Origin of the sequence: Vibrio sp. 1CM8B, from assembly GCF_023161685.1 — a bacterium.
GTDB classification, from domain to species: domain Bacteria; phylum Pseudomonadota; class Gammaproteobacteria; order Enterobacterales; family Vibrionaceae; genus Vibrio; species Vibrio coralliirubri.
In genome coordinates this window covers 384,651-396,844 of sequence record NZ_JALNTU010000004.1, presented here as the reverse complement: position 1 = coordinate 396,844, position 12,194 = coordinate 384,651, and the positions used below count along the sequence as shown (strand labels likewise).

Genomic DNA, 12,194 nt, shown 5'->3' with positions numbered 1-12,194 from the left:
CGCCGGTTCAAAATCTGTGGGTAGAGTGGATAAACCAAAGCACCTCCCATTCTTATCGTATCAAATCCCTCGATAACCTGACCTGCAGAAGATATCACGATAAGAACGGGCCCCCACTTCTACTTACTATCTGGTAGCACAGCGATACACTCCGAAGACGCGTTGATATCACCGCCTATTTTACTCGCTACGCTCGCGCATTCTGGCAAGGCGAGGGGCAAGATTTAAGCCATAGTGACTCACTGTGCGACCTTTTTTGTGAAAAGTGCGGCGGTCAATATTTTTTCGCTTTGCTCATTCTGTATGTCGTCGCGCGCTCCACCATGGACCGATTGCTGTACCTGGTGAACGTTATGGGGTTATAGAGGAGCCTGAAATATGAAGAGGTTTATTTAAAAGCTTACACGACACTTCGTGAAGCCGAGCTTGAAATCGGCAACTACATGATGTTTTGTAATGGATATTTTGACGTCGTAATTGTGAGGGTGGACCTCAATTTAACCATACTTTAACAATAAGTTGGCGTTCCCCATTACAATATGCCCATTCATATGAAAAAGGAAAAGCGATGAAAGCAGTTTGGTTGGCCGCAGGTGCATTGGCACTGAGCGGATGTTCGACAATGGACTCAGCAAATGACGTATCTCGCCCATCGTCAGAGATGTTCCCTGAGATGGAGAACATGACGAAGCACGTTTTCTATGTAGACCCAGCAAGCAACGAGGCAGATAAGCGCGTCGAGCTTGTGGTAGGTAAAATGATGGAAACAGACTGTAACCGAGTTTCTCAGGGCGGCAGTGTGAGCGAGCATTCTCTAGAAGGGTGGGGGTACACTTACTACCAAGTAGACGTTTCTCCAGCAGGCGGCATCTCTACATTAATGGCTTGTCCTGAAGACATGGAGAAGGTAGATACTTTCGTTCAAATGCCAACACGCGACCTTTACCGGTACAACAGCAAGCTACCTGTTGTGGTTTACGCGCCAGCTGATTTGGATGTGAACATTCGCGTTTGGGCTCCTGAAGAATGATCGCTAATCAGGCAAAAACAGCACTGACATTAGGGGGTTTACTTGCGCTTGGTGGCTGTTGCTCTACCGCACCAGAGTATCAATACCAATGTGATGATGGCCATCAGTTCGCTGCTAGCTTTTTTGGTCAGGAAAAAGCGCTGATCACTGTTGATGACGGGAGAGAGATTGAACTCAAACGAGTTCGCTCTGCATCTGGTGCAAAATATATGTCTTATGACCAGATGCTAGTACTGCACACTAAAGGTGACGGAGCGATTTTGGTCGTCAACGAGATATCCCAAAGTTCATGTCGCGTTATGAAGTGATCGTTAAATTAAAAAGGCTTGGTATTAACCAAGCCTTTTTAAAAGGACATACCTTTAGAGAGTCAAAGGCGATTCCAAAAAAGCGAACATTAACGTGGTTTACGAGCCGGTGAGAGGCAGGAGTTAGAGTGCGTCAATGGCTTTGTTTCCTAATTGGATCTCAGATAAAAACGGCCAGTATGGGTGATTATTAAGCTATTTCTATCGTTTTAGGCATACCTAACCCTGTGAGCTTATTCAACGCTTTAATCATGGCGTAGGTTTCACCAACCTGATAATTATAGTTTCTTAAACTTAATCGCCCACTAAACAGTATCTTTACACGGAACATGGCCGTCTCTGAAATTGACCGTTTATGGTAATCGTACTTCTTTTTCCAATGTTTATTTGAGCCGTATAATTTCTGGCAAGCTACCGCCAGATTACGAGGGTGACCTCGCACCCAAAAAGCAGCACCTTCTCTCGGTGGAATAAGTGGAACAGCTTGTTTAATACGTATGGCTTCGTAGCATTGTCTTGTGTCGTAAGCTCCATCACCAGATATCTCATTGATTCTACGACGAGTTTGAAAACAGAATCGATGAATCCTTGTAACGCTCTCAACGGCATCGCAAATACTCGTTTAACCATGAGGGCGGTCGTAATGGCTAAGTCACTAAACAATCGAGGTCTACCTCGTTTACCTTGCTTGAGTTGCTTCCACTGTTGAATCGCTGCTTCATCAATCCAGAATGTCAGTGAACCACGATTGATTAGGGCTTGGTTATATTGTTTCCAGTTAGTTGTTCTGTAGCGAGGCTTTGGCATTGATCTAAGTATGTGAGTGAACTTAGATGATCTGATCGTAGCTTTAAGCATTAGTTCCCTGATTTAGGAAACAAAGCCCTAGCGATTCGCAATGTAGTAATAGCGAATCTACAAAATAAATCAATGACGGCAGGAAAAGAGTGCGCCGTAAGTTTGTTAATGGAGGTTAATGCTTCGCTAGAGACTATCTCAGCACTGCTGTTATTAGCTTGGGAAATGAAGTTCCTCTCTCACGGTGCGCTGGCTGTGCTGACCGAATGCATTGCTCATATTCAAAGGCAAGTTGTAGGTTGGCGGCGCTGGTTTTTGGACGGGCGTGTTTAAATTCACTGCAAAACACATATTTCGTCAGTTTTATTTAAACTATAACCTACCTTGTAAATGGTATTGATTTCTATCCACCCACCTAGCCTAAGAAGCTTCTTTCTTAAAGACATGATCACCATATTCAATGCATTGTCACAGACGAATGAATTGGGCCATCCCATTTTTAGTAGGTGGTGTTTGGTTAAATGCTCCCCTTGATGAGTGAGTAACTCTTTTAGAACTAAAAATTCACTGAGTGTGAGCTGGATGGGTTTTATCGTTGGGTGGTCGGCTAGCGAAATTCTTAGCGACCCTTTATGTAAGATTAAGTGCATAAACAAACAGCCAGTTTAATTATCATACCCGTATTATTTATTTGCTGCGATTACATGCAAGGTCAGGTTGAATATTAATCTGGCTATTATGCCTACTTAATGGGTTTTCCTTTCATATTACACATCAAACGAAACCATTTTATTTGCTGTTTTTGTATTAGTTATTTCAGTTTGTTTAAGTTCAACCTTACAACGTTCGCTTTGTGAGTTGAACGTGACTTGATTACTTATAGGGTTTGAAGCGCAGTTTGAGGTCGGTACTTTCCCTGTCCAACGCAGAGTGACATTAGCAGCCGCCGAGTGAAAAGAGATAAGAGTTGATAATACTGCTGTTAAAATAAAGAGTAATGAACGCATACCTAGGCACCTTTTATTGAGATTGTGTTGATATGCCTAGTTTGGTGGTGATAGGGCAGATTGTAAAATAAATAGTTATAAATCCAGCTCAGGGTTGTTTACACACTTTCGAATAGTCGTTCTAACAAACAAGGTGAATCAGATAAGGAAATGGTGATGACAGTGAGGTAGGGCAGGCCTATCAAATGAACAGGTAGGCCAATGCATGATAATACTGAGTGTTAAGTAACTTAGCGGGACAGAGCCTTGAGTCAGTGAACTGTCGCTTTCAACTATCTGTCACTTTGAATTAACAGTAGCTTTGAGCTTGAGTTCGCAATGCACTTTTTAACTGAGTGGGCAGTTGTGAGCGATGTACGCCTTGGATTGCCCCTTCTATAGACCAAAATAACTCGATGGTTGGCTTATGGCGGGTATGCTGTTGGATAGCCTCTACAGCACCAATCGTGCCTAGGTTTTTGAGTTTCTCAATGGAATTGATGCCCGCTTTCTCAAGAAGTTGTTCGGTTGAGAATCGCATGTTGGGTAAGTCTTTGAGCCTTTCTGGCGCAGAAGGATAACTGCTACGTGATCTCTTTATTTGGTTTAGTGCGACTTCCGCTTCACATAGGGTCAAAGAATACTTGCTCCAAGGGTTTGCTGGTAACTTGTAGTAATCCGCATTCTGACATACTCCAAGTGTGCTTGCATTCACCTTGGGGTAACCCTTGTTAATAAAGTAGCCTTCTTGTGCCGATGTACCTCTGAGGTACAGCTCCCCACTTTTATGTAGCACGAGCAGAACGTTATCTACATAGAAGGCCGTTACGCCAAATATTTGTTTTATAGACACTTTCCCTAATGGTTCCAAGCGCTTAAAAGTCTGTCTGAAAAGATGAGTCATGTATTAGTCGATAATTGTGAATGGTGTGATCTATTGTCCAAATATAGCCTTATAGTGAACATGGCATAAGTGTAATTAAAAAAAGATAAATGCTATTGAGCAGGGCATGTCGGTTATTTAAATCCTCGATCTGCCATATCGGTTTTGTAACAGACGTTCAAAACTAAGGGGATGTACAAAGATGGGAGAATTAGGCATGTATAGCATCGACACAAAGGTATTTTTTATGGCCACTGGTAGCGATTTTCAATCGGATATCGGCGTTCGTTTTCGTCAGATTGCCATTAGGAGTTTACTCCAAGTTAGAGATGATATCCTTAAAGGAGGAGAATCTAATCGAGCGCTAGCCCATAAAATTAAGGGTATTGCATTATCTTGCGGTGCAATGGAGATTGCAAGAATTTGTCTCAAGTTGGAGCACTACGACATGATAATCAGTGAAAATGCTGGAAAAAAAATTCTAATGGATGTGTCTAACGCCATTATTCACCTTTGTGATGCTTGAGTGTGTAGGAGGGATGACATGTCTTTTAAAAATAAAATCATTATCACTAACGCAGCAATACTTATTCTATTTGTAGCATTGCTAACGTATTCCGCCAAAGAGATCGTACAGGTTTCGTCACAAAATCAATTTCAAAAGATCAAAGAAAGTATTATCGGTAATAATAAAAAGATTCTATTTACTTTTGTGAAAGCTCAAAGTGTTAGTCTTGATAAAGAGGTTGAGTTGATTACTCAGGAAATTGAGCACATAGCGATTGATTTTGCTCATGAATTTGTTGATAAGCCGAAAGACGAAGTACTTCGTAATGAACAATTAGTTCATTTCAGCACAAGACTTAAACCTTATATCAAAAATTTGAGTTTTATTGACGTTGTACATAGTGAAGAAGTGTCAGTTGTCGGCAATGATCTGGTCAAGCTCCCTATTTCGATTGATCTAAGTCGTATGATTCACCATAAGGATTTTTATATAGAGAAGGAAAAAGAAAATAATCACATCACCAAGTTTTCAATTTATATTCGCCCTCAACATTGGGATAACGCGTTACTTAAATTTGATATCGATTTAGAGTATTTCTCTCGTTCACTAACCTTTAAAGATATGATTGATGAATTTAAGTATCGTTATTTCTTAATAGACGACAGCGGCAAGCTTATCGCTTCGAATCTACAGCAAAATGTCGATCAGTTGATGTCTGAGAATGTTTTCGATGAACAAGTTCAGAGGAGTGTCGAAAATCATATCATGTCACATGACTTGGGTAGCTTCGCAGTGAGTGGTCAGAAAGGGATGTTTAATGTGACTTTTGTCAAAAACCGTCAAACTGGATGGCGACTAATTTTAGTCACACCGGAGCATGTGATTCGTTCAAGCTATGCGACCACCAAAGAGCTGGTTTTATCTGGTGATAACTCGTTTATCAAACACCTAATACTAGCCTATATCGTTTTACTTGTGCTGTTTTTAGTGATTAATTCTTTGGCAGTCAATAATATGCTCGCACCAATCTCTAAATTGATTGCGCAAGTTAAATATCTAAAGCTCCGTGATTTTGATAATGCTACACATATAGTTTATAGCAATGGTGATGAAATTGAGCAGCTCTCTAAAGCGTTTTCTGAAGCTGGAATTCAGATAAAAAATTTAATTGAAGGGCTGGAGTACGAGGTAGAAGAGCGAACAAAGCAATATGAAGTCGCCGCGCAAGAGGCGAGTGATGCGAATAAACAGAAAACGGTGCTGCTTTCAAATGTTTCTCATGAGATCCGCACGCCTCTGAATGCGATTATTGGCTATACGTATATGTTAACGCATAACAAACATTTTAATGCTTCTAAGCACGAGTTGAATGGTATTTCGAGCGCGAGCAATACCATTCTAGGTATTGTTAATGACTTACTAGATTTCGAGCGTATCAAGGCTGCAAGTTACTCATTAAACCCTAAATGTCTTTCGGTAATGAGTTTAATGAGTGAAATTGAAGATACATTTTTGCCTCTCAGTAAACCCAAGCAATTGTCGCTTGATATGATTTGTAATATCGATGCTTCAATTACATTGATGATTGATGAACTTCGTATAAAACAAGCGATCAGTAATCTAGTTTCAAACGCAATCAAGTTTACAAATAAAGGTGGAGTAACCATCGAAGTTTCAACTGATGGCAAAGCATTCAATATATCCGTGAGTGACACAGGGGTTGGTATCCCTAAAGATAAATTAGAAGCAGTATTTACTGGTTTTGAACAGGTCAATCACGAAGACCAACAGTTTGGTTTTGGTTTGGGATTGGCTATCACCAAAACGATTATTGAGCTAATGAATGGTACGTTGCGGGTTGAAAGTGAGATTGGTGTGGGCAGTACTTTTGTAATTGCACTTCCAGCGCCAGAAATTATGAATGTTTTTGAATGTTCTAACGGAGTTGTAGAGCAAATAAATAATGTCGGGCAGGGGCTAGACTGCACAAATAAAAAAGTTCTGATCGTTGATGATGTCGAGTTCAACCGAGAAATTCTAGAGTTTCACTTAAACGCGTTGGGTTGTGAATGCATGACCGCGAATGATGGTTTGGAGGCTTTGGCGCTCGCTTCTGAACATGAGTTTGATGTTGTACTTACGGATATTTCTATGCCGGTTATGGATGGTATTGAGCTTGCTTCTGAGTTGGAAAAGCGTAAGCCATCGTTACCTATAATTGCCGTTACGGCACGAGCCACCGTTCAAGAAGAGTCTAAGATGAACCAATACTTTTCGTGTTATTTAACCAAACCGCTCAACCCGAACGATTTAAAGCTAAAGCTTCATTGCGCTTTATCAGGTGGTACTTGCTAACGTAGTTAAATACTCCTGGCGATAATCTGAGGGTAAGCTATCTTCAGATTTTCACGTGTTATTTTCATTTATATTTCTGAGAGTTATGAGCATTGTCATAAAGGCAATGCTCAAACTGATATGAAGATAACACTCACCCAACCAGTATTGAGTTCGGTTGGGCATTTCTAAATTATTCAATCACAGTCTGCCCTTAGCTTTTGTTCGTGTTTAATTAAAAATAAGCTAAATCACAATAACAAATAAGAAAGCAAAGCTATGTTTGGAAATATCATACGTACGTTTCGTGTCAACAACGGTTTATCTCAAACTAATTTTGTTGATGTGATTCAAAGGAGCAGCTCTAACTTCAATAACCTAGATGTCGTAACATTAAGCCGTTGGGAAAGAGGAGTTACAACCCCTCACTTAAAACGTCAAAACGAATTACTAGACCTCATTGGAGTCAACATATTTGATGTTTGGGAAGTAAACGACTCACAAACAGTTCTCACAGGGTTAACCAATAAATTTAATAACAACGGTTATATTGACATGAAGATGCACGTCCAAACAGAAGTTACGACGATAAACTCAAATAACTCCTTTCTTTTGGGGAAAATAACCCAATTAATTGAAGTTATATTTGAATATGAAGATAACGTTATTCTCAGTAATTTAGAAGATTTAGGTCTGAGTAGAAAGGCAATTATTGAAAAAATAATAAATCAATATTCAGGGGAACTAACGCTTGTTACGGTTAATGGGCAATTAATTGGGCACTTATTAAGTGCCAACTATAAACTTGTAGCAGATTTTTTGGAGACAGTCTTAGTATCTAAAGAAGATAGAGCACATTTAGTGGTTACTTTTAACTGTACTCATTATTCGTCATTTACAGACACAATGGGCAGAGAGGCGTACAAGTATCTACAAAGCCTAAATCCAGATAAAGAGCTTTATATACTATTGAAAAGTAAGAGAATTTTTGATTTATTCTTTTCGTTAGGCTGTGAGTATCGAAGTGTCAGAAGTAACGATAGATCAATGAAGGTCATGAACTTGGATTCAAAGAAAATGAAATCACAACGCTCTTGGATGGATATTATTGCAAACTATAAAGGTGAAGAGAATGAATAACACAGTATTGATTGTTGACGATGTTGAGCTATCAAGAGAAGTCATTAAAAATGCGGTCTCTTTATCTAATACAAAAACATCCGTACAGTTTGCAGAAAATGCGTTCGATGCAATGAGCAAAATGCAAAACGCATCATTTGATTTGGTTATTATGGATATCATGATGCCCAATGGCGATGGATTTGAACTTTTGAGTATGATGTCGCAACAAAGTATTGAGTCTAAAATAATCATTACTTCAGGTTTGGATAAATCCATTGTTAGCTCGGTGAGTATGCTTGGAAAGCTCTATGAGTTAAATGTTGTTGCTTCACTAGAAAAACCTATTTGGGCTAACCAAATAAGCGAGTTGGTTGATAAAACACTTGACGCTGAAACCATGACTAAAGGTGAACCTGACTTTGATCATCGTGCGACAATCATCGATGACGATTTTCCCATAAACCTTGTTTATCAGCCGCAAGTTATTTCGGATATAAATGTTATTTCGGGGTTTGAAGTGTTGTCACGATGGTCTGATGAGAACGGGACCTTACTTCCACCGAGCTATTTTTTGCCAGTAATTGAAGAACTCGGAAAGCAAAAGGTGTTTACTAATGTCGTGATAAATAAATTCATTCAGGATTATCACCTTCACTTCAGTGAACTGGATAAATCGTTGAGGTTTTCGATTAATATCGATCCTAATTTGCTGATTGACGAATCTGTTGTTGGTAACCTACTTGATATTTATAAGCAGGGTATTGAACATACTATCGTTGTAGAGCTGACGGAAAAGGCCCTTTCAAGCAATATTGAAAAAGAACTGTTGGCAAATATTTTACGACTTAGGTTGAATGGTTTTGAGATCTCTATAGATGACTTTGGTATAGAAGCGTCGAATATTGAACGTATTGTCAAATTGCCCATTAGTGAGATAAAAATAGATAAAACCATTACATGGGGCCTTTGCGATAACATTGATTACATGCAGAAGATCGATGAAGTTAAGAAGCTCGTTTCGGTAAAAAACGCACGTATTATCTATGAGGGTGTTGAAAACAAAGACACCTGTGCGTTTCTGGAAGCTCTAGGCGGCTTTAACCAGCAAGGTTTTCTTCATGGGGTTCCATCACTACCAGAAATTGTAGTTGAGATGCTCGCAGAGCAAAAGGAACTAGATTACGTCGCTTCTGAATATACTTCTAATCATTAACAACGTATTAGTGTAACTAGCCAAAGCCAACTCTATGGGCTTTGGCTCTTTTATTACTATCCACACACCGAACAATTAGGCATCTTCATTAAATTCATTTCACGCCAGCTATGGGACATGGCATCGAGAATTAAAAGCTTGCCTTGCTTTGGTTGTCCAAACTTAGCAATAACCTTGATAGCTTCCAAAGCTTGAGCCGCGCCCACCATGCCAACAACAGGCGCCATCACACCGGCTTCAACACAGCTCAGAGCAGCGTTGCCGAATAGAGCGCTTAAACACTGGTAACACGGTGCGTCAGCATCTTGATAAGTGAATACGCTAATCTGACCTTCCATGCGAATCGCTGCACCTGATACGAGTGGCGTTTTAGAGACGTAACACAAGCGGTTGAGTTGATTGCGCGTTTCAACGTTGTCACTAGCATCAAGAACAAGTGAATGTGCTTCAATCAACTTGCCAAGTGCTTGGTCATCAAGCCTGTGGTCAACAGTTTCAATCGTCAGGTGAGGGTTCAGTATCTGTAACGATTCAGCGGCAGAATCGACCTTCTTCTTACCAATATCAGCATCGGTGTGAAGTACTTGTCGCTGTAAATTTGAAAGCTCGACAATATCATCGTCGATCAGTGTCAGCTGACCAATGCCCGCCGTCGCAAGGTATTGAGCAGAGGCACAACCCAAGCCGCCGGCACCCAGTACTAAGATTGAGCTCTGTTTCAGAGCTTCTTGGCCTTCAAAATCAAACTGTTTAAGAATGATTTGGCGGTTGTAGCGAAGCATCTCAGCATCAGACAGTATTTCCATCATCAAGCCTCGTTAGTAAAGCGTCGAGTTAAACAGTTGAATCTGAACCGTTTCACCGACTTCAACACGGCCACGTTCACGCTCTAGAATCACAAAGCAGTTTGCTAAGCTCATTGAGCGGAAAGCGCCTGAACTTTGGTTACCTGTTGTTTCTACTACAAACTGACCGTTTTCAATCGAGTAGATACCACGTTGGTAATCAGTACGGCCTGGGCCTTTTTTGAATGCAGACTTAGTGATAGCAGGAATCGACTCTGGTGCTGTCCATGCTGTGTGACCAGCCAGTTTAGCCAGCATAGGTTGAACCAGTACGTACATGGTCATCATTGCCGACACTGGGTTACCCGGTAAGCCACAGAACCATGCGTTATCTAATTCACCGAATGCGAACGGTTTGCCCGGTTTGATTGCCAGTTTCCAGAAGCCGATTTGGCCGAGCTCTTCCAAAATATCTTTGGTGTAATCCGCTTCACCAACACTCACGCCACCAGAAGTCACAACAACATCTGCGAGTTCTTGAGCTTTCTCGAAGGTTTCTTTAAGCGTTGCAGGGCAATCAGGGATGATGCCTAGGTCAATCGCTTCACAACCAAATGCTTCAATCAGCGGTTTGATACCGTAGCGGTTACTGTCGTAGATCTGACCGTCTTCAAGAGGCTGGCCTAATGGCTTGAGCTCATCGCCAGTAGAGAAGAAAGCGACTTTAGGCTTGTGTGCCACAGTTACATGACTCACACCGAGCGAAGCAATCATTGGAATGTCACGAGGTGTTAAACGTTCGCCACGGTTAAGAACGATATCGCCTTGTTTGATGTCGTCACCAGTAGGGCGAATGTTATTGTTCAGCTTGATGTCGTCTTGCTGAATCTCAATGCCAGCGTCAGTTTCAGCCGTGTTTTCTTGCATGATTACGGCGTCACAACCTTCCGGGATCTTTGCGCCAGTCATAATGCGAATACAGGTGTTTGCAGGCCATTCACCTTCAAATGGTTGACCTGCAAAGGACTTGCCCGCTAAAGGCAGTACTTTACTGTTCTCTAGGTCTGCTAAGCGCAGTGCATAGCCGTCCATTGCTGAGTTATCAAAAGGAGGGACGAAAATTGGGGATAGAATATCTTCAGCAAGTACGTAACCCAATGCTTCTGCCAATGGCAGTGACAAGGTCGTTTGAATAGGTTTAATTGGTGATAGCAGCTTATCTAGTGCTTCTTCAATTGGCATCAAGCCCGGAGCGTCGCAACAGCCCATAATTGAAATCCTTTGATCGTTATTATTTTGATTTGGTGGTTGGCAATAGGGATTCAATAATTATCAAATCATGATGGTTCGCCAACGAAATTGCAGCCACTTTAGCATAGTTTAAGCCCCGTAAATAATGACCTCCCTTAAAATATGGGTGTATTTATTCAAAATTCCGAGTATCCTTGTTTGCCATCCAGAAGGGGTATTAAAAGAGGAAGTTCAATGTCAGGTCTTAGCGAATCAGCGAAGTTGGTTAAAGATGCGCTAGCAAGCCGCGGATTAGAGACACCAATGCGTCCTAATCAGGTTAGCCGAGAAGAGAAAAAGGAACGAATCGAACACCATATGCGTGAGATTCTCACTCTCCTTGAACTTGATCTTACGGACGACAGTCTGGAAGAAACACCGCAACGTATTGCTAAAATGTACGTGGATGAAATTTTCTCTGGTTTGGATTACGCTAATTTCCCTAAAATTACTGTAATCGAAAACAAGATGGGCGTTCGTGAGATGGTACGAGTAAAAGACATTACCGTGACCAGTACTTGTGAGCACCACTTAGTGACGATCGATGGTAAGACTGCGGTTGCTTATATCCCGCGTGGGAAAATTATTGGCCTTTCAAAGATCAACCGTATTGTTCGATTCTTTGCCCAGCGTCCACAAGTTCAAGAGCGTATGACTCAGCAGATCCTTGTTGCATTGCAAACGCTACTCGAAACCGACGACGTTGCTGTAACCATGGACGCCGTTCACTACTGCGTGAAGTCTCGTGGTGTGATGGACGCGACTAGTGAAACGACAACTACAGCACTGGGTGGTATTTTCAGATCAAACCCAGCAACGCGCCACGAATTCTTACACGGCCTGCGTTAATACGTTTCGTTATTGGATGAACGCGATTTAGCCTCTGTAAATTGATGTTCGTTGAAATATATTCTAAGCCTCGCTTTATGCGGGGCTT

13 protein-coding genes and 1 pseudogene are annotated in these 12,194 nt (G+C 41.2%); 8 read left to right on the top strand and 6 right to left on the bottom strand.

Annotated features, from left to right (window positions below; genetic code table 11):
* Positions 1–568: 568 nt before the first annotated feature.
* A complete protein-coding gene (locus MSG36_RS10630; protein ID WP_248367695.1) occupies positions 569–1,030 on the top strand; it encodes an ecotin family protein in 462 nt (153 codons plus the stop codon).
* A complete protein-coding gene (locus MSG36_RS10625) occupies positions 1,027–1,338 on the top strand; it encodes an MliC family protein (RefSeq protein ID WP_248367694.1) in 312 nt (103 codons plus the stop codon). Before MSG36_RS10630 ends, MSG36_RS10625 begins: the two co-directional genes overlap by 4 nt.
* 190 nt (positions 1,339–1,528) lie before the next feature.
* Here MSG36_RS10625 and MSG36_RS10620 read toward each other — a convergent pair.
* Positions 1,529–2,145: pseudogene (locus tag MSG36_RS10620) on the bottom strand (transposase).
* Between the two features lie 123 nt (positions 2,146–2,268).
* Between MSG36_RS10620 and MSG36_RS10615 the strand changes: the two are divergent.
* Positions 2,269–2,469, top strand: a complete 201-nt coding sequence (locus MSG36_RS10615; protein WP_248367693.1) for a hypothetical protein — start codon at positions 2,269–2,271, stop codon at positions 2,467–2,469.
* A 2-nt stretch (positions 2,470–2,471) separates the two neighbouring features.
* On the opposite strand, the gene MSG36_RS10610 is transcribed toward MSG36_RS10615, so the two are convergent.
* The 3 genes from MSG36_RS10610 to MSG36_RS10600 all read right to left on the bottom strand — a co-directional run bounded on the left by MSG36_RS10610 (position 2,472) and on the right by MSG36_RS10600 (position 4,026).
* The gene (locus tag MSG36_RS10610) at positions 2,472–2,786 is read right to left on the bottom strand and encodes a helix-turn-helix domain-containing protein (RefSeq protein ID WP_248367692.1); all 315 of its coding nucleotides are present in this window, start codon (positions 2,784–2,786) and stop codon (positions 2,472–2,474) included.
* Between the two features lie 117 nt (positions 2,787–2,903).
* On the bottom strand, positions 2,904–3,143 hold the full coding sequence (locus MSG36_RS10605; protein ID WP_248367689.1) for a hypothetical protein: 240 nt from the start codon (positions 3,141–3,143) through the stop codon (positions 2,904–2,906).
* Positions 3,144–3,432: 289 nt separating this feature from the next.
* Complete coding sequence (locus MSG36_RS10600) at positions 3,433–4,026, bottom strand: TfoX/Sxy family DNA transformation protein (RefSeq protein WP_282452215.1); 594 nt, start codon at positions 4,024–4,026, stop codon at positions 3,433–3,435.
* 226 nt (positions 4,027–4,252) lie between these two features.
* Between MSG36_RS10600 and MSG36_RS10595 the strand changes: the two genes are divergently transcribed.
* From MSG36_RS10595 to MSG36_RS10580, 4 genes are all read left to right on the top strand, one after another.
* Positions 4,253–4,531 (top strand): Hpt domain-containing protein, encoded by a 279-nt coding sequence (locus MSG36_RS10595; RefSeq protein WP_248367685.1) that lies wholly within the window; start codon positions 4,253–4,255, stop codon positions 4,529–4,531.
* Positions 4,532–4,549: 18 nt separating this feature from the next.
* On the top strand, positions 4,550–6,868 hold the full coding sequence (locus MSG36_RS10590; RefSeq protein ID WP_248367682.1) for an ATP-binding protein: 2,319 nt from the start codon (positions 4,550–4,552) through the stop codon (positions 6,866–6,868).
* Between the two features lie 258 nt (positions 6,869–7,126).
* A complete protein-coding gene (locus tag MSG36_RS10585; RefSeq protein WP_248367680.1) occupies positions 7,127–7,987 on the top strand; it encodes a helix-turn-helix transcriptional regulator in 861 nt (286 codons plus the stop codon).
* Positions 7,980–9,182, top strand: coding sequence for an EAL domain-containing protein (locus MSG36_RS10580; RefSeq protein ID WP_060981155.1), 1,203 nt, complete (start codon positions 7,980–7,982; stop codon positions 9,180–9,182). Before MSG36_RS10585 ends, MSG36_RS10580 begins: the two co-directional genes overlap by 8 nt.
* 56 nt (positions 9,183–9,238) lie before the next feature.
* On the opposite strand, the gene moeB is transcribed toward MSG36_RS10580, so the two are convergent.
* Positions 9,239–9,988, bottom strand: coding sequence for a molybdopterin-synthase adenylyltransferase MoeB (gene moeB / locus MSG36_RS10575; RefSeq protein ID WP_248367858.1), 750 nt, complete (start codon positions 9,986–9,988; stop codon positions 9,239–9,241).
* Between the two features lie 12 nt (positions 9,989–10,000).
* On the bottom strand, positions 10,001–11,236 hold the full coding sequence (gene moeA / locus MSG36_RS10570) for a molybdopterin molybdotransferase MoeA (RefSeq protein WP_248367678.1): 1,236 nt from the start codon (positions 11,234–11,236) through the stop codon (positions 10,001–10,003).
* A gap of 216 nt (positions 11,237–11,452) precedes the next feature.
* Here moeA and folE point away from each other — a divergent pair, with 216 nt between their 5' ends.
* Positions 11,453–12,106: a GTP cyclohydrolase I FolE gene (gene folE / locus MSG36_RS10565; RefSeq protein WP_048659985.1), complete on the top strand. Its 654-nt coding sequence runs from the start codon at positions 11,453–11,455 to the stop codon at positions 12,104–12,106.
* Positions 12,107–12,194 lie beyond the last annotated feature (88 nt).